Source organism: Flavobacterium sp. LK-23 (genome assembly GCF_058135255.1).
Genome location: NZ_JBYUVT010000022.1, coordinates 64,476 through 81,348, shown reverse-complemented (window position 1 = coordinate 81,348; position 16,873 = coordinate 64,476). Strand labels below are relative to the sequence as shown.

At 35.0% G+C, this 16,873-nt stretch carries 16 protein-coding genes; 12 read left to right on the top strand and 4 right to left on the bottom strand.

The window, feature by feature from the left end:
- Positions 1-103 precede the first annotated feature (103 nt).
- Positions 104-499 (bottom strand): rhodanese-like domain-containing protein, encoded by a 396-nt coding sequence (locus AC3Y25_RS21860; protein WP_489904213.1) that lies wholly within the window; start codon positions 497-499, stop codon positions 104-106.
- Between the two features lie 147 nt (positions 500-646).
- Between AC3Y25_RS21860 and AC3Y25_RS21855 the strand changes: the two genes are divergently transcribed.
- The 10 genes from AC3Y25_RS21855 (at position 647) to AC3Y25_RS21810 (ending at position 10,600) form a co-directional block, all read left to right on the top strand.
- On the top strand, positions 647-1,549 hold the full coding sequence (locus tag AC3Y25_RS21855; protein WP_489904212.1) for a LysR family transcriptional regulator: 903 nt from the start codon (positions 647-649) through the stop codon (positions 1,547-1,549).
- Positions 1,534-1,983 carry a GNAT family N-acetyltransferase gene (locus tag AC3Y25_RS21850; protein ID WP_489904211.1) on the top strand — a complete coding sequence of 150 codons (450 nt, stop codon included), beginning with the start codon at positions 1,534-1,536 and terminating at the stop codon, positions 1,981-1,983. Before AC3Y25_RS21855 ends, AC3Y25_RS21850 begins: the two co-directional genes overlap by 16 nt.
- Before the next feature lie 144 nt (positions 1,984-2,127).
- A complete protein-coding gene (locus tag AC3Y25_RS21845; RefSeq protein WP_489904210.1) occupies positions 2,128-2,943 on the top strand; it encodes an SDR family oxidoreductase in 816 nt (271 codons plus the stop codon).
- Positions 2,944-3,072: 129 nt separating this feature from the next.
- Entirely contained in the window at positions 3,073-3,648 is a 576-nt protein-coding gene (locus AC3Y25_RS21840) for a hypothetical protein (protein ID WP_489904209.1), read from the top strand.
- A gap of 181 nt (positions 3,649-3,829) precedes the next feature.
- Positions 3,830-4,306 carry a methylated-DNA--[protein]-cysteine S-methyltransferase gene (locus AC3Y25_RS21835; RefSeq protein ID WP_095930265.1) on the top strand — a complete coding sequence of 159 codons (477 nt, stop codon included), beginning with the start codon at positions 3,830-3,832 and terminating at the stop codon, positions 4,304-4,306.
- 86 nt (positions 4,307-4,392) lie between these two features.
- Positions 4,393-5,106: a 3'-5' exonuclease gene (locus AC3Y25_RS21830; RefSeq protein ID WP_489904208.1), complete on the top strand. Its 714-nt coding sequence runs from the start codon at positions 4,393-4,395 to the stop codon at positions 5,104-5,106.
- A 63-nt stretch (positions 5,107-5,169) separates the two neighbouring features.
- The gene (locus AC3Y25_RS21825) at positions 5,170-6,240 is read left to right on the top strand and encodes a winged helix DNA-binding domain-containing protein (RefSeq protein WP_489904207.1); all 1,071 of its coding nucleotides are present in this window, start codon (positions 5,170-5,172) and stop codon (positions 6,238-6,240) included.
- Between the two features lie 275 nt (positions 6,241-6,515).
- Complete coding sequence (locus AC3Y25_RS21820; protein ID WP_250834753.1) at positions 6,516-7,955, top strand: nucleoside recognition domain-containing protein; 1,440 nt, start codon at positions 6,516-6,518, stop codon at positions 7,953-7,955.
- Positions 7,956-8,172: 217 nt separating this feature from the next.
- Entirely contained in the window at positions 8,173-8,919 is a 747-nt protein-coding gene (locus tag AC3Y25_RS21815; protein WP_250834752.1) for a hypothetical protein, read from the top strand.
- Positions 8,920-8,995: 76 nt separating this feature from the next.
- Complete coding sequence (locus AC3Y25_RS21810) at positions 8,996-10,600, top strand: fumarate hydratase (protein WP_095930260.1); 1,605 nt, start codon at positions 8,996-8,998, stop codon at positions 10,598-10,600.
- Between the two features lie 128 nt (positions 10,601-10,728).
- Here the strand turns inward: AC3Y25_RS21810 and AC3Y25_RS21805 are convergent, their stop codons facing one another.
- Positions 10,729-11,229, bottom strand: coding sequence for a PAS domain-containing protein (locus tag AC3Y25_RS21805; RefSeq protein ID WP_250834750.1), 501 nt, complete (start codon positions 11,227-11,229; stop codon positions 10,729-10,731).
- A gap of 104 nt (positions 11,230-11,333) precedes the next feature.
- Positions 11,334-12,416 (bottom strand): DNA polymerase IV, encoded by a 1,083-nt coding sequence (gene dinB / locus AC3Y25_RS21800; protein ID WP_489904206.1) that lies wholly within the window; start codon positions 12,414-12,416, stop codon positions 11,334-11,336.
- A gap of 140 nt (positions 12,417-12,556) precedes the next feature.
- Here dinB and AC3Y25_RS21795 point away from each other — a divergent pair, with 140 nt between their 5' ends.
- Together AC3Y25_RS21795 and AC3Y25_RS21790 are read left to right on the top strand one after the other, a co-directional pair.
- Positions 12,557-13,291: a metallophosphoesterase family protein gene (locus AC3Y25_RS21795; RefSeq protein ID WP_095930257.1), complete on the top strand. Its 735-nt coding sequence runs from the start codon at positions 12,557-12,559 to the stop codon at positions 13,289-13,291.
- Positions 13,292-13,340: 49 nt separating this feature from the next.
- Positions 13,341-13,868 carry a DUF6646 family protein gene (locus AC3Y25_RS21790; protein ID WP_427875599.1) on the top strand — a complete coding sequence of 176 codons (528 nt, stop codon included), beginning with the start codon at positions 13,341-13,343 and terminating at the stop codon, positions 13,866-13,868.
- A gap of 101 nt (positions 13,869-13,969) precedes the next feature.
- On the opposite strand, the gene AC3Y25_RS21785 is transcribed toward AC3Y25_RS21790, so the two are convergent.
- On the bottom strand, positions 13,970-16,753 hold the full coding sequence (locus AC3Y25_RS21785) for a M4 family metallopeptidase (RefSeq protein WP_489904205.1): 2,784 nt from the start codon (positions 16,751-16,753) through the stop codon (positions 13,970-13,972).
- Between the last annotated feature and the right edge of the window lie 120 nt (positions 16,754-16,873).

Below are 16,873 nucleotides of genomic sequence, written 5' to 3'. Positions count from 1 at the left end.
TGAATTCATAGCTGTGCTTGACTTTTCTTTCCATAAAAATGCCCCCAAATAGCGTCTAACTTTTTGGGGGCAGTGCAATTCTAAAGTCTGCCTTTTTTCAGTTTTAACAAGCGCATTCTATTTTTAATCCTTGCTTTTCGCCTTTTGTACCTTCGGTAGCATATCCGTCGATTTTCCACCATCCTAGTCCACCAATTAGTTCTTTTACTTTAAAACCTAATTTCGTCATATTTAAAGCCCCTTTTGTCGAAGCATTACAGCCAATTCCGGTGCAATATGTCACATACAGAACATCTTTATCTAAATGACTTGTAGTTTCTAAATTCATTTCGCGATGCGGAATATTAACCGCATTCGGAATATGTTCTTCATCGTATCCAAAAGCTCTTCTGGCATCGATTACAATTATTTTCTCGCCATTGTTTAAAGCTTCAAATAAATCAGACGGATCCATTTCAAAAGCTAGTTTGTTTTCATAATGTTTAATTTGTGCTTCCATGTTGTTTGCGTTTTGATGTTTTACTTTTCCAAAAGTAGCCGAACATCAAACATCATAAAAACGAAAAGAATTCATCAAAAGCATTACTTTTTTTCATGCAAAAGCCAGTCTAAAATTTTGTTACTTTGCGTATTAACTCTTCAAAAAATGGAAATACGCCACTTAAAATTGATAAAAGCAATTGTCGAAGAAGGAAGCATCACAAAAGCGATCGACAAACTTCATTTGACACAATCGGCTTTGAGTCATCAGCTTAAAGAAGCCGAATATCAATTGGGAACAGCCATTTTTTTAAGAACAAATAAAAAACTAATACTTACAAAAGCAGGCGAGAAAATCTACGAACTTGCCAATGAAATCCTGAACAAACTTGCCGAAGCCGAAACTCAAATCAAACAAATGGTCTTTGGCGAACATGGCGAAATCCGAATCAGTACCGAATGTTTCTCAAGTTACCATTGGCTTCCTTCCGTATTAAAGCAATTTCATCTTTTATACCCAAATGTCGAATTGAAAATAGTAGCCGAAGCAACTCATATCCCGTTGCAAAAATTACTGGAAAACACAATTGACATTGCCATTGTAAGCGATCAGATAAAAGACAGCAATATAAAATATCAAGAGCTTTTTCAGGACGAGGTGGTAATGGTAGTTTCTGAAAATCATGCTTGGGCAGATAAAAAACATGTCGTTGCAGAAGATTTTATCAACGAGCATTTTATAATTCATTCGCTTCCGTTAGAAACCGTTACTATTCATCAGTTTCTTTTGGCTCCAGCCAAAGTAAGTCCGAAGAAAATAACTCCGATGCCATTAACCGAAGCTTCTCTAGAAATGGTAAAAGCCGATATGGGAGTCATGTCGATGGCAAAATGGGCATTTACGCCATATTTAAAAACCACTTCGCTAAAAGCAGTAAAAGTTGGAAAAAATGGTTTAAAAAGAAAGCACTTCATTGCAACACGCACCAATGAAAGTTATCCTGATTATTTCTATCATTTCATCAGCTTTTTACAAAACGAAATCAACTTGCAATGGAATATTCAATAAGAAACTGCGAAATCACAGACTTGCCTAAACTATTGGTTTTAATTCAGAAACATGCCGAATTTGAAAATGCCGAATTTTCTCCTGAAGGAAAAGAAAAAGGTTTAAAAAATGCTTTATTTGGTCCAAACCCAAAACTATATTGTTTGGTTGTGGCTACAGAAGAAACCATTGTCGGTTATGCCTCTTACACTTTTGATTTTTCAACCTGGAATACACAAGATTTTCTTTACATGGATTGTTTGTTTTTGGAAGAAGAAACGAGAGGTTTTGGAATTGGCGAAATCTTAATCGAGAAATTAAAAGAAATCGGAAAACAAAACAATTGTGTCAACATACAATGGCAAACTCCAGAATTCAATACAAGAGCTATTAAATTTTACAACAGAATGGGAGCAAAAGGAAAAGACAAAGTCCGATTTACTTTAACTTTGTAAATCTTTTTTGTTTCACACAAATTCAGCAGATTTTTCAGATTTAAATAATTATCTGCGGATGTCAGCTTAAATCTTTTTAAATCTGCGTGAAACAAAGCCTTTGAACCTTTGCAACTTTGTAACTTTGCACCTTAAAAGAGAAAAATGACAAAAATTAGTATACTTGGCTGTGGCTGGTTAGGACTTCCTTTAGCAAAAACATTAATTGCAAAAGGTAATGCAGTAAACGGGTCAACAACTTCAGAAAATAAACTTTCAGTTTTAAAAGATGCAGGAATAAATTCGTTTTTAGTAACTGTTGAAAGCGAAAGTGTTTCTGAAAATACAACTAATTTTTTAGCGGAAAGCGAAATCTTAATCATAGACATTCCTCCAAAATTAAGAACCGTAGATCCTAATTCTGATAAGAAAGCTTTTGTAGAAAAAATCAAGAATTTGATTCCGTTTATAGCAAAATCAACGGTGAAGAAAGTCCTTTTTGTAAGTTCAACATCGGTTTATGGAGATGAAAATGGTTTGGTAACAGAAGAAACGAGTCCAAATCCAGATACTGAAAGTGGCAAACAGTTAGTTTTAGCTGAAAAACTTCTTCAAGAAAATCAAAACTTCGACACTACAATTCTGCGTTTCGGCGGATTAATTGGTGAAGATCGTCATCCTGTAAAGTTTTTAGCTGGAAAAGAAAAACTAGATAATCCTGATGCTCCAATCAATTTAATTCATCAAAACGACTGTATTGGCATTATTGAAGCAATTGTAAATCAATCGAAATGGAATGAAATTTTTAATGCCGTTGCACCTTTTCACCCAACAAGAGAAGACTATTATACTCAAAAAGCAATTGAAATGAATTTGCCAGAACCAAAATTCAGTTCTGAAAAATCAAATATTAAAAAAGTAGTTTCTAGCGAAAAGATTGAAAACTATTTGAACTATAAATTTTGTTTAGACAATTATTAAATTCTAAGATATCCGGCTTGGTAAAGTTAAAATCCTAATTTAAACTTAAAATGATATAAATACATCTTATTGAGGCTATTAAAGACACGTCCATGAAACATTTTTGCAAAAAATTTTAAAGCGAAAATCATGTCAATGGAACACAAATCATTTTTGTTTAATACATCAGCCTTCACAAAAGAATTATCAGAAATCATTCTTACTGCTGGAGAAACAGATAACGAAAAATTGCTAATTTCTTTTATAAATCAAAATTTAAACGATTTAAAGTCGCCTTATTCGGGAGAAGAACTTACAGTTGAATGGATAGAAGAGTTAGAAACCGAAGATATTCAAGAACTAGCAGATTTTGCAATGACAAAATATTATAATCCTGATGAAGAATTAGGGTTATCTTATAGCTGGGAATTATTATTAGAATCATTTGATGAATTAGACCTTAAGTTTAATAATGAATATTATATACTTGGCAAATCATTAGATTCTGAAAACTTTACTCTAGACCCAGGCAGAATGGGACTCGGTTTTATTGACTCTCAGCAAATTTCTAGCATTCATAAAGAACTAATAAGTTTAAAACAAAACTTCATAAATATCTTCGAGACTGAGAGCTTAGATAAAGAAGTTATCCAAGCTTATGAAGAATTAATTGAGATTTACGAAGAAGCCAAAGAATCAAACTGTGGACTATTAATGACTTTTTAATTGATTATTTATGCTTCTAGACTTAACAAAGTTCGGGATATATTATTTTTCACAAGCCTTACTCGCTCAGGTGACAATCGTTTAAAGCGTTATACAAAAACTTAAATTACTTACATGATTTAAAAAAACTTTGCGAACTTTGCGATTGACCTTTTCTTCTTTGCGGTTAAAACTCAAAATCATGGAAACAGTTTTCATCAATTCGCCTCTCGGAATCACCAAAATCATTGGAGATGAAAACGGTATTTCGGTAATTTCTGTTTCCGATGTTGGAACAAATGAAGTTTCTAAGGAAATTCCAGCCGTTTTACAAGAAGCCGTTTCGCAATTGAATGAATATTTTGAAGGGAAAAGAACCGATTTTGATCTTAAACTAAATCCGCAAGGAACCGAATTTCAGCAAAAAGTCTGGAAATCTCTTTTAGAAATTCCTTACGGAAAAACGGTTAGTTATATGGATCAGACCAAGAAATTGGGCGATGTAAAAGCAATTCGCGCCGTAGCATCAGCAAATGGTAAAAACCCACTTTGGATTGTGGTTCCCTGTCACCGCGTTATTGGCACAAATGGTTCTTTAACTGGATATGCTGGCGGATTGTCACGCAAAAAATGGCTTTTGGAACACGAATGTCCGTCTGCACAACAAAGTTTATTCTAATGATTTTCAAATAGTAAGAATTTTACGCATATTTGTAAAACATAAAAATACAAGTCTAATTATCTAATATCTAAGAAGTCTGAAAAATGATTGAAAAAATAAACCTCAATAACATTTTATTTCTTGATATAGAAACCGTTCCTGAAGAAGAGAATTTCAATTCGCTTGACACGGAGATGCAATCGCTTTGGGATTTGAAAACACAATATCAGCGAAAAGACGAATTTTCTCCAGAAGAATTTTACGAACGTGCCGGAATCTGGGCCGAGTTCGGAAAGATAATCTGCATCTCAGTTGGCTTTTTTACCATCAAAGGAGACGTTCGAAATTTTAGAGTGACTTCTTTTTTTGGTGAAGAAAAGAAAATCTTAAGAGACTTTTCGAATCTGGTTAACAATCATTTTAATCAGCCTCAGCATTTGCTGTGCGGACATAATTCGAAAGAATTTGATATTCCATTTATTGCCCGAAGAATGATCATCAACCAAATGCCCATTCCCGACAAATTGAATTTGTTCGGTAAAAAACCTTGGGAGATTCCACATTTGGATACTCTTGAATTATGGAAATTTGGCGATTATAAGCATTTTACTTCTTTAAAACTGCTAACTAAGATTCTTGGCGTACCATCGCCAAAAGGCGATATTGATGGAAGCCAGGTTGCTCACGTCTATTATGTCGAAAAAGACATTGATCGAATTATTACGTATTGCGAAAAAGACACCATTGCTGTTGCGCAGGTTTTTCTTCGTTTGAGACGAGAGGATTTGTTAATTGATGATGAAATTATTCATGTTTAAGGTGCAAAGGGTCAAGTTGTAAAGGAACAGAGGTTTAAACTTATAATCTTTAATTTTATTTAAATGATTCATTCCGAAATTTCACATTATCGTATGGTTTCTCAGAAGCTTTATCAGGAAAATCAATGTGCACCTCAAGAAATTGTAAAGCATTTTGGTGCTATGCAAGCTCAGGATTATGCTATGGCAAAATGGGCAATTGGTTCTCGTTGTAGTTCAAGCGAAAAAGAAATAGAAGAAGCCATAAATTCAGCTCAAATTATTCGAACTCATATTCTGCGTCCAACTTGGCATTTTGTTTCTCCTGATGATATTTATTGGATGCTGGAGCTTTCTTCGCCACAAGTAAAGCGCCTTTTTGCTACAATGGCTAAACAGCATGGTTTTGACGAAAAGAAATTCGATCAGGTCAATGCCGCCATAGAAAAACTTCTAGCAGGAAATAATCATTTAACACGAGAGGAAATCATGCAGGAACTTAATATTCAGAAAAAAGCTGGAGATTTATCCCCTGTTATTGTAATGATGAATGCCGAATTGGATGGTTTAGTTTGCAATGGTAAAATGAAAGGCAAACAAATTACTTATGCGCTTCTGGAAGAAAGAGTTTCTCAACCAAAAACCAAATTGTCAACAGAAGAAGCATTAGCCAAACTTGCCTTACGCTATTTTGAAAGTCATGGTCCAGCAACAGTACATGATTTTTCATGGTGGTCAGGATTTCCTTCTACAATATGCAAAAAAACAATTAACGCAATAGAGTTGCGATTAGAAAATATAACTATTGATAATCAGCAATATTGGTTCAAAAAAGGGCTAAGAGACGAGGAAAATTTTCGGGAAGGCGTACATTTTCTCCCTGCTTTTGATGAGATCTTAATTTCGTATAAAACACGTGATGCTTCTTTTAATACCGAACATCAATCGAAAGTTTTTACCAATAATGGCATCTTTAAACCCATAATTGTAGAAAACGGAAAAGTAATCGGAATCTGGAAACGAACCATAAAAAAAGATCACGCCAAAATTGAAACGGAATTTTTTAATGAAACCGAAAGTTCAAAAAAGGAAATTTTGTTTGAAGGAATTAAAGCTTTTGAAACCTATTTGGAAACCAAAGTTGTGATTGTATAGTCCATTTTAAAAAATAGATAAATTAGATTTCGCCCCGCTGGGCCTTTTTAATTATAACCTGATCGATTTCTATAAATATTTCGCTCTTCCAGAGCTATTCATCTGACTAAAATTCAAAAAAAGCTCTGGAAGAGCAAAATATTTATAGCAAATGAAATTTCCCTATTTCAAAAAGCCCCCAACGAGGCGACATATAAACTCAAATTACCGTTTCATTATATAAAATCTTTATGCTTATTATTGCTAAATAATTACATTTACAAAAAATTACAATTATGGTATTAAGCAGATTTTGGTTAGCGATTTTTATTTCTTCGATTGTTTTTATTGTAGTCAGTTTGTTTACTGCCAACACGTATACTATTGATTCTATTTTGAATGGAAAGAAAGACGATCCAATTTTGGTTTCTGAAAAATACGTCGAAGAACTTCCTGCTTTCTTAAAAGACAGCATTAAAAAAGCGCCAGATCAGACCATGATTATCAATCGTGATACGCTTAATGCCGACACTACTTACGTTTACAAAAACAAAACCGTAAAAATTTACAGCGGACTTCAAAAATCTGATGGTTTATTGCCCACTTGTAAAAGCACTTTGGTCGATCTAATTTTGCCTCTTATTGCTTATTTAGCTTTTTTCTGTGGTTTGATGGAACTTTTAATCGTTTCTGGAGCTTCAGGAAAATTGGCCAAAGCTTTAAGTCCGGTTTTTGTGAAAGTTTTCCCGAGTATTCCTAAAAATCACCCTTCGATATCTTACATGACTTTAAATTTTGCTGCCAATTTCTTAGGATTAGATTCCGCCGCAACGCCATTCGGATTGAAAGCCATGGAAAGTTTACAGGAAATAAATCCCGAAAAAGACAAAGCGAGTGATGCGCAAATCATGTTTATGTGCCTTCATGCTTCTGGTTTGACTTTAATTGCAACTTCAATTATTGGTTACCGTGCTGCGGCAAACGCCAGTAATCCTGCCGATGTTATGCTGCCTTGTATTATAACATCTTTCATCGGAACCATTGCGGCTTTCCTGATTGTTGGAATCAAACAAAAAATCAATTTTAAAAGTGCTTCGCTTCTTATTGGTTTGATGGTTCTAATTGCTGCAATTGTAAGTTTGCTGATGTATGTGAATCATTTGGACTTAATCGGAAAAAACTATTTTACATCTAACCTTTCTGGATTAATCTTAATTGCCATTATTGCATTTACTCTAATTTTCTCATTCATACATGAAAAAAAATTCAAAGAGGCAGAAACCACTGTTTTCGACACTTTTGTAGTTGGCGCCAATAACGGAGTTAAAACTGGAGTTACGATTTTTCCTTATGTTTTAGGAATGTTGGTTGCAATCTCACTATTCAGAAACAGCGGTTTATTCGAAATTATCAGCGATGCAATCGGATTTGTCTTTTCGAATTTAGGGGTAAGCAAAGAAATTACTAATGCATTGCCAGTTGCGATGCTTCGTCCATTTAGTTCTGCAGGTTCAAGAGGTTTCCTAATTGATTCGATGAATACTTTTGGAGCCGATTCTTTAACTGCAAGATTGAGCAGTATTTTCCAATGCAGCGCCGAAAGCACGTTCTACGTAATTGCGGTTTATTTTGGATCTGTAAATATCAAAAACACTCGTTACGCTTTAGGTACAATGCTATTGGTAGATTTAATCTGTGTAATTACAGCCATTTTTGTAGCGACTTGGTTTTTTTAAAAAATTAAGAACATTTTTTTCTCCTTAAAAAAAACACTTTAAACACCTTTATTACAAAGGATAAACACTAATTAATTAAAGTTTTAAAAGAAGCCTTGAAAGTAATTAAACTTATTTTTCAAGTGCTTCTTTTTCTTTTTTCTTCAAAAAAATCTCATAATTTTATACTTTAGAGGTTTCGCTAGAATTAAAAAAACAATTAAATATCTCCCCAAAGATGAAAATCCACACTCTATTTTTCTCCCTACTTATTTTTATCGGTTGTCAAAAAACAAAACCCACAGATGCTGCGCCACCAATAGCAGAGATAATTGAACCACAAGAGACATTAGAGGTTTCTGCTGATGAAAAGATTATTAAAACCGATACGGTAGCCATTTACACGGACGGAACAGAATCTTCTACAGATTTTATCCTGGCGCATTTGGTAGATCAGCAAGCAGACAAGGACAGTATCGTTACGGTAAAATACCGATTAGACTTTTATCAAAACAAAACCAAAACAGCATCTTCTAAAGTTGCTATAAAAGGTTTTGAGAAAGGTTCTGAGTGGACGGCTTCTTACGGATTAACATCTGAAACTTCTAAAAATTCGCCATTCATACAAATCACCGTTGGATTTCCTGCTTGTGGTTATTCGCATGACAACTACTTGTATTATCTAAAAAACAGCGGATTACAATTGGTACACCAATGGAGCTCTATGACCGACAGCGGTTGGGGTAGCTGGGTTGAAATCGTAAATCCTTCTACCAAATCTGAACCTAAATCCTTTTATTGCAAAACTGTTGCGTTTATACCTGCAGACGAAGATGAAAACATGGACATGGGCATCCTTAAGCACTCAGACTCCATAGCTTTCGAATTAAAAGATAATAAATGGAAAAAAATGTTGCTGTCTGCCAAAGACAAACCATACTTTGAAAAAAAGATGACGTTTGATCAATTTAACGCTGCAGAGTAAAAAACATCTGCACAAGAGTCCTAATTCAAATTCTTTCTTAGGTAAATAATTTCTAAATTTGTAAAAAAACAAAACAATGATCGATTTTATATACCAAGATCCTTATCCGATCTTAAAGGATGATACGCAGTATCGCAAAATCACTTCTGATTTTGTGAAAGTAGAACAATTTGGAGAACGTGAAGTTTTAACCGTTGACCCAAAAGGTTTAGAATTATTGGCTGAAGAAGCTTTGACAGATGTTTCGTTTATGCTAAGAACAACGCATTTACAGAAACTAAGAAAAATTCTTGACGATCCAGAAGCAACAGACAACGATCGTTTCGTAGCTTACAATTTGCTTCAAAACGCTTCTGTCGCTGCCGAAGGTCAATTACCAAGCTGTCAAGATACTGGAACTGCGATTGTAATGGCTAAAAAAGGCGAAAGCATTTTTACTGGTGTTGATGATGCAGAGTGGTTAAGCCGTGGTATTTTTAATACATATCAAAAAAGAAATTTACGTTATTCTCAGATTGTTCCAATTTCGATGTTTGAAGAGAAAAATTCAGGATCAAATCTGCCGGCACAAATTGATATTTATGCTAAAAAAGGAACTTCTTACGACTTTTTGTTCATGGCAAAAGGTGGAGGATCTGCAAACAAAACATACTTATACCAACAAACAAAGTCTTTGTTGAATGAAAAATCATTAGATGAATTCATTCGCACAAAAATCAAAGATTTAGGAACTTCTGCTTGTCCTCCATATCACTTAGCTTTAGTAATTGGCGGAACTTCTGCTGAAGCAAACTTAAGCGCGGTTAAAAAAGCTTCTGCTGGATATTATGACCACCTTCCAACTTCTGGAAACATGGCGGGCCAAGCTTTCCGTGATTTTGAATGGGAAGAAAGAGTTCAGAAAATCTGCCAAGAAAGTGCTATTGGAGCGCAATTTGGAGGAAAATATTTCACGCACGATGTTCGCGTAATTCGTTTGCCTCGTCACGCAGCTTCTTGTCCGGTCGGACTTGGAGTTTCTTGCTCGGCAGATAGAAATATCAAAGGAAAAATTACTAAAGACGGAATCTTTGTTGAGCAATTAGAAGTAAACCCAAAACAATTTTTACCAGAAACAGCTCCACATTTAGAAGCTCCTGTAGAAATTGATTTAGATCAGCCAATGGCAGATATTTTGGCTAAATTATCTCAATATCCAGTTAAAACTCGTTTAAAACTAAACGGAACTGTAATTGTTGCCCGAGATATTGCTCACGCAAAAATCAAAGAATTATTAGACGCTGGAAAACCAATGCCAGAGTATTTCAAAAATCACCCAGTGTATTACGCCGGTCCTGCAAAAACTCCAGACGGAATGGCTTCAGGAAGTTTCGGACCAACAACTGCTGGACGTATGGATGTTTATGTGGATGAATTCCAGAAAAATGGCGGAAGTATGATTATGCTGGCAAAAGGAAACCGTACCAAACAAGTTACTGATGCCTGCAACAAATACGGCGGATTCTATTTGGGTTCTATTGGAGGGCCTGCTGCGATTCTGGCTCAAGATAACATTCTTAAAGTAGAAGTTGTTGACTTTGAAGAATTAGGAATGGAAGCTGTTCGTAAAATTACCGTTAAAGATTTCCCTGCTTTTATTATTACCGACGATAAAGGAAATGATTTCTTTGCTAATTTATAAAGATGTTTTGCCACAAAGGCACTAAGACGCAAAGTTTTTTATAAAAATAAAGCTATCCCTAACGGATAGCTTTATTTTTTTCTCTTTAAAAAACATCTTTGTGTCTTAGTGCCTTTGCGGCAAAATAACTAAGCGCTTATGTCTTGTTTTTCGAAGGCTATAAAATGAGATATTTCGCCTTTCAGGTTATAAACTGGCGAAGCATCGATTTTACATTTATAGGTTTGACCGTTTTTTCTATAATTCTCGATGGTTTTGGCAAAGGGAATCTTCTTTTTTACGGCATCTCTAATTTCCTTTAAATCCTTTTCTGAAGTTGCTGGGCCCTGAAACATCTTAGGCGTTTTTCCTAAGATTTCTTCTTCTTTGTAACCCGTCATTTTTTTTATTCCGCTTGACGCGAAAACTATTTTCAAATCTAAATCGGTTATTAAAACCACTTCATTTTTGATTCTTTCTTGAATATTGAGCGTTTTTTCATCCCAGATAAACTCATCTGAGATTTCGCTTACCCTTTTTAAATCAGTGCTTAATGCTTTTAGCTCGTTTAGATATTCGTAGTGAAAATCCCAAGAAAGAATTGGAACTGAATTTCGCTGTAACGGATCGTCGGAATTTCTATTTTTCATACAAAATCAATTCAGAAGACAGATATCATCTTTTTACTCAAAGATAGCAGAAAAATCTTGCTATTCATAATCTAGACCTTATTTTAAACTTTTCAAAATTGTTATTAAAAAGTAAATTTAAGCTGTACTACCACCTCTTTTTTCACCTCGTTATTCAAATTGCTCAACGAAATTCCGAGCAATCGTACAGAATCTTTCATTTTTTCCTGATACAATAATTCTTCAACGTTTTCCATAATCAGACTTTTATCAGAAATAAAATAGGGCAGCGTTTTACTTCTCGTCTGTTGTGAAAAATCGCTGTATTTGATTTTGAGCGTGATCGTTTTTCCAGAAATGTTATGCCTTTGAAGGCGTTTCTCTAGCGAAGTTGCAATACGTTCCAACTGCTGCATCATAAAAATCTCCGAAGACAAATTCACATCAAAAGTATGTTCTGCAGCAACAGATTTGGTAATTCGTGAAGATTTTACTTCGCTATTATGAATGCCTCTAACCACATGATAATAAAATGTTCCCGATTTTCCGAAGTGCTTTTCTAAAAACTCTAGAGATTTGCTTTTCAAATCGGTTCCAGTAAAAATTCCGAGCTGATACATTTTTTCTGTAGTTACTTTTCCAACTCCGTAAAATTTACGAATGGGAAGATCCTCCAGAAAAGCTTCGACCTCGTCGGGATTTACCGTTTTTTGTCCGTTTGGTTTGTTATAATCGCTGGCAATTTTAGCTACAAATTTATTGATCGAAATTCCAGCCGAAGCCGTCAACCCTACTTCATTAAAAATTCTTTGCCTAATTTCCTGCGCTAAAAGACTTGCGCTAGGATTTCCCTTTTTGTTTTGGGTAACGTCCAAATAGGCTTCGTCAAGCGAAAGAGGCTCGACTAAATCGGTGTAATCATGAAAGATTTTATGAATTTTGGATGAAATTTCCTTGTAACGATCAAATCTTGGTCTGACGAATATAATTTCTGGACAGTATTTTTTGGCCAAAGCCCCACTAAGAGCACTTCGCACACCAAACTTTCTAGCTTCGTAACTTGCCGCCGAAACTACACCGCGATTTTCAGAACCTCCAACTGCAACCGGTTTGCCTCTTAATTCCGGATTGTCCATTTGTTCTACAGATGCGTAAAATGCATCCATATCAATATGGATAATTTTGCGATATGTTGGTGTTTCAGACATTTTGCAAATTTACTGAGGAAAAACAATAAAAAAGTATTGTAAGTAGTTATAAATCATATCAATTTTTAAAGAATCTGAATTCGATGAGTTCAAACCAATTATTCTTTCTATTTTTGTTCTTCTACTCGAAAAATTAAATAATGCGAACATTTGTTATAGGTGACATTCATGGCGGATTACTTGCACTTGAACAAGTACTCGAGAGAGCCAACGTTACCACAGAAGATACTCTAATTTTTTTGGGCGATTATGTTGACGGCTGGAGTCAGTCTGTTGAAGTGATCGACTATTTGATTGATTTAAAAAGCAAACAAAACTGCATCTGCATACGAGGAAATCATGATCAGCTCGCTTTGGACTGGCTCGAAAACAGGCATGATGATTTTGACGAAGAAATGTGGTACAAACATGGCGGAAAAGCTACTGTTGAAGGTTATGCTAAAATTTCTGAAGAGAAAAAGAAAGCGCATATCGAATTTCTAGAAAATCTTCAGGATTTCTATCTTGACGACCATAATCGTTTGTTTGTTCATGCTGGCTTCACTAATTTAAATGGTGTAAAATGGGAATATTTTTCTAAACTATTTTATTGGGACAGAACCCTTTGGGAAACAGCACTTTCATTAGACCCCAAATTAAAAGAAGACGATTTACACTATCCAAAAAGATTTACCGTTTATAAGGAAGTTTATATTGGCCACACGCCCGTTACCCGAATTGGAGAAACGGTTCCTGTCAACAGAGCTTGTGTCTGGAATGTAGATACAGGCGCAGCATTTAGAGGTCCGCTTACGATTTTAGATGTTGACACGAAAGAATACTGGCAAAGTGAACCACTTAACGAACTCTATTTTAACGAAAAAGGTAGGAATTAATTTATTTAAAATTTACATTTGCTACCCAAATAATTAATATTAAATTTTTATGAAAAAGGTTATTACACTTGTATTTTTAGTGACATTCGGATTTGTTAATGCTCAAGAAGCTTTTAAAGGAAAGGGAGATGTTAAAGTAAACGTAGGAGCTAATTTGCAAGATGGTGGTTCTGGAATTCAAGGTTCTGTTGATTTTGGTTTAGGAGAAAATTTCTCTTTTGGTTTTGTTGCTAACTACATACTAGGATTTGATAATTTTAACGGTTTCTACCACGGCAGCACAAATCCTTACCGTGATGCTGAGCCAGATTTCTCAGATCGTTTTGATGCAAAAGCAAGAATCAATGCTAACTTATCTAGCGTAATTGGTGTAAAAGAATTGGACGTTTACCCTGGATTAAGCTTAGGTTTACATAATTTCGGCGGACACGTTGGTGGGCGATATTTCTTTACAGATGGATTTGGTGTTTTCACAGAAATCGGATTCCCAATTGCAAAATACGGTTCAAACAATGATCCTTTTTATCATTTGAATAATCAAGCTACTTTTAGTTTAGGAGCTTCATTTAATTTATAGTTTTTAAAGTTTCTAAGATACTGAGATCCTAAGTTTCTAAGATTTTGAAAAAGAAAAACCGCCCAAGTAGGCGGTTTTTTACTTTTTATAATATTACTATTTTATTTTTTAGCGAATTTCTTAGCGATTCTTTTTGTACCGTTGTTCAATTCTATAATGTAAATTCCCGTACTTAACAGGCTTACATCTATAGGGCTTTCAGAAATTTCACCTTTACTAATTTGCTGACCTAAAACATTTGTAATTCTAAACGTATATCCTTTATTGTTTAAAAATGAAACATTTAGCTCATTTGTAACAGGATTTGGATATAATACAAATTCAGAATTTTCATTAGTCTCTATCAATCCCGCAACAAGTTCTTCATTCACAATTGCTCCTGAAGCTGTTATGTTTATCGAATAATCTTCGACTTGTCCATAAGAAAAACTTTCGCAAGATGTTGGAACTCCATTGTATTTCATAGCAACTCTAAGTCTTGTTGTGCCAAGAGTTGCCGTTGCCGGAATTGTAATAGTTCCAGATGCCGAAGTTGCTGTTGATGTCGCTTTTGTCCAAACCGTTTCACCAGAATCAGCAAAATCACCATCTTGATTGTAATCTATAAATACAGCATATCCTTCACTGTAAACTGTAGATGTCCAGCTCGGTGTGATCGTAATTGTATATGCAGTTCCTTTTGTTGCATTTGTCGAAATTGAGGTGTAATTTTCATAACCCGCTGTTCCTGTAGATGTATTATTGATTGTTCCAAATACAACTTTACCAATTCTTTCGTCTGCCGTACTATTCCCCTGAGATGTACAATATGTTAGTGCCGCAGAAGTAGTTGTAACATTTACTGTATTACTCGCTGTCGAAACATTTCCTGCTGCATCTTTAGCTTTTACACTAAAACTATAAGCTGTTAATGCTGTTAAACCAGTTACAGTATAACTTGTTGTTGTAGACGAACCTTTTAATGTTGTTCCTTGGTAAATATCATACCCTGTAACAGCAACATTATCTGTTGATGCTGTCCACGATAAATTAGTCGTTGTTCCTGTAGTACCCGAAGCTGCAAGACTTGTTGGAGCTGTAGGCGCAACAGTATCACTAGATCCTACATAAGCTGCGCCAATACCTACTGCATAAAAAGCATTGGTTGTTGCTATAACTTCAGCCGAACCTGCACCATACAAATCTATTGCAGATTGTATTCCTGATGTCCTTGCATTTGCATAAGTAGAATTTGCGGTTAAATACACACTTTCTAAACGATAGGCAATTTTTGCCGCTTTATCGATAGTTATACCAGTCACATTATAGGTGCTTCCAATATCATTTGTTCCTGATTTACCAACTGATAAAATATAAAACCAATGATTCAGAACTCCCGAATTGGTATGAACGCCACAATAATCATTACTACTAGTTGGTGTACAGCTTTGGCTCACCCAATTAGTTCCTCCATAAGTATCTGGCTGTCCCTCAGATTTTGGATTACTCATAGAACGCAAAGCAAGATGTCCTGATCTTCTTTCGATATCTTCTCCCACTAACCATGTTGATTTTGTAGGTGCAGCACGATATTCGATACAAGCTCCCCAAATATCAGAGAAACCCTCATTCATTGCCCCCGATTCTTTTTGATAAGCAAGATTTGCTGTATAAGTACAAACCGCATGTCCTATTTCATGTCCAGCAACATCTATTGACGTCAAGATATCAAATCCTCCAGTTCCTGTTCCGTCACCATAAGTCATAACGCTTCCGTTCCAGAATGCATTATTGTTATTTGGATATCCGGCGGCTACTAAATTGTAGTGAACATAACTTCTAATTTTTGCTCCAGCATTGTCATAACTGTTTCTTCCATGAACAGCAGACCAATAATCATAGGTCATTTCAGCACCCCAATGTGCATCTAGTGCTCCATTATCTTTATTTGTATTATTATACTCTGCAGCTGTCCAGTTATTGTCAGCATCTGTGAAATTGGTTGTTGGGTATGTCGCTGTTCTGGCAGAATTATAGGTTTGAATTCCATTTCCGCGAGTTCCATCAGATAAAATATAAGAAGATCCACTTAGAGTAGTCTGAATGGTCTGAGTTCCACTGTAACGTGTCGCTGCATTTGCTGCAACAATGGCAACTTTTGCATTAGATGCTACCTCTTGCTTTGCTTTCGCAGACTCCAATTTTCCTCCGTGACTATGTTCTCCAAGGTGTTTTATGGTAGCATTATAAAACAAAACATTTCCGGTTTCAGCATCGATGTAGAGATCACCTCTGCTCAACGGATTCGTAGCATAGATATCAAACTTATAAGCCAATCGAACTTTGTCTAATTTTCTATCCTGCCCCTGTTCTTCCATATCTGGTAATAAAACCAATTCCCCTTTTGGTTTTTCATAATCCATTGCAGCAGCATCTTCGGGTTTTTCCCACAAGTATTCTTTTGCTCCCGTGTAAGCAATCGCTTTAGCAAATGCATCCTGACTTGATAATTTTGGAGTAGTTTTTACATTATTAAAAGCATAAAACTCACCATTCATAGAAACTAATTTGCCTTCTTTAGAATGTAATGTATAATTGGCAAATTCTACTTTAATTCCTTGTTCATACAACTGAAACTTTTCATGAGTAAACCCCTCTCTATCTGATTCGGTTTTAACTTTCAAAAAAGACTGGTTATCTTTTAGTCCAAGTTGCTCTTTAAAAACAGTATTGAAATCGGTTCCCTTGTAGGTAGATTTATCACTAAAAGTGATTAGACTCGGTTGTCCATTTTCTGATAAATTTTTCTGACTTATCCGCTTGTCTGTATTCTGAGCAAATACAGGCGCTGAAAATGTAAGAATAATAATGGCTGATGCCATAATTTTGGGTAATTTTCTTTCCATAATAGTGTGGTATTTAATTTTGGTTAAATGGATTACAAACAAAATATTTAATGTAGGTAAATACTTTATTTTTGTGTAAAAATATTTTATTTATGTTACATAATCGATTAAATATGTCGT

Excerpts from the sequence above, each read along its gene's own strand:
- AC3Y25_RS21855 (WP_489904212.1), top strand. The coding sequence starts at position 647 with ATGGAAATACGCCACTTAAAATTGATAAAAGCAATTGTCGAAGAAGGA.
- AC3Y25_RS21815 (WP_250834752.1), top strand. The coding sequence starts at position 8,173 with ATGAAAATCCACACTCTATTTTTCTCCCTACTTATTTTTATCGGTTGT.
- AC3Y25_RS21825 (WP_489904207.1), top strand. The coding sequence starts at position 5,170 with ATGATTCATTCCGAAATTTCACATTATCGTATGGTTTCTCAGAAGCTT.
- AC3Y25_RS21840 (WP_489904209.1), top strand. The coding sequence starts at position 3,073 with ATGTCAATGGAACACAAATCATTTTTGTTTAATACATCAGCCTTCACA.
- AC3Y25_RS21860 (WP_489904213.1), bottom strand. The coding sequence starts at position 499 with ATGGAAGCACAAATTAAACATTATGAAAACAAACTAGCTTTTGAAATG.
- AC3Y25_RS21835 (WP_095930265.1), top strand. The coding sequence starts at position 3,830 with ATGGAAACAGTTTTCATCAATTCGCCTCTCGGAATCACCAAAATCATT.
- AC3Y25_RS21845 (WP_489904210.1), top strand. The coding sequence starts at position 2,128 with ATGACAAAAATTAGTATACTTGGCTGTGGCTGGTTAGGACTTCCTTTA.
- AC3Y25_RS21810 (WP_095930260.1), top strand. The coding sequence starts at position 8,996 with ATGATCGATTTTATATACCAAGATCCTTATCCGATCTTAAAGGATGAT.
- AC3Y25_RS21820 (WP_250834753.1), top strand. The coding sequence starts at position 6,516 with ATGGTATTAAGCAGATTTTGGTTAGCGATTTTTATTTCTTCGATTGTT.
- AC3Y25_RS21795 (WP_095930257.1), top strand. The coding sequence starts at position 12,557 with ATGCGAACATTTGTTATAGGTGACATTCATGGCGGATTACTTGCACTT.
- AC3Y25_RS21830 (WP_489904208.1), top strand. The coding sequence starts at position 4,393 with ATGATTGAAAAAATAAACCTCAATAACATTTTATTTCTTGATATAGAA.
- AC3Y25_RS21850 (WP_489904211.1), top strand. The coding sequence starts at position 1,534 with ATGGAATATTCAATAAGAAACTGCGAAATCACAGACTTGCCTAAACTA.
- dinB (WP_489904206.1), bottom strand. The coding sequence starts at position 12,416 with ATGTCTGAAACACCAACATATCGCAAAATTATCCATATTGATATGGAT.
- AC3Y25_RS21790 (WP_427875599.1), top strand. The coding sequence starts at position 13,341 with ATGAAAAAGGTTATTACACTTGTATTTTTAGTGACATTCGGATTTGTT.
- AC3Y25_RS21785 (WP_489904205.1), bottom strand. The coding sequence starts at position 16,753 with ATGGAAAGAAAATTACCCAAAATTATGGCATCAGCCATTATTATTCTT.
- AC3Y25_RS21805 (WP_250834750.1), bottom strand. The coding sequence starts at position 11,229 with ATGAAAAATAGAAATTCCGACGATCCGTTACAGCGAAATTCAGTTCCA.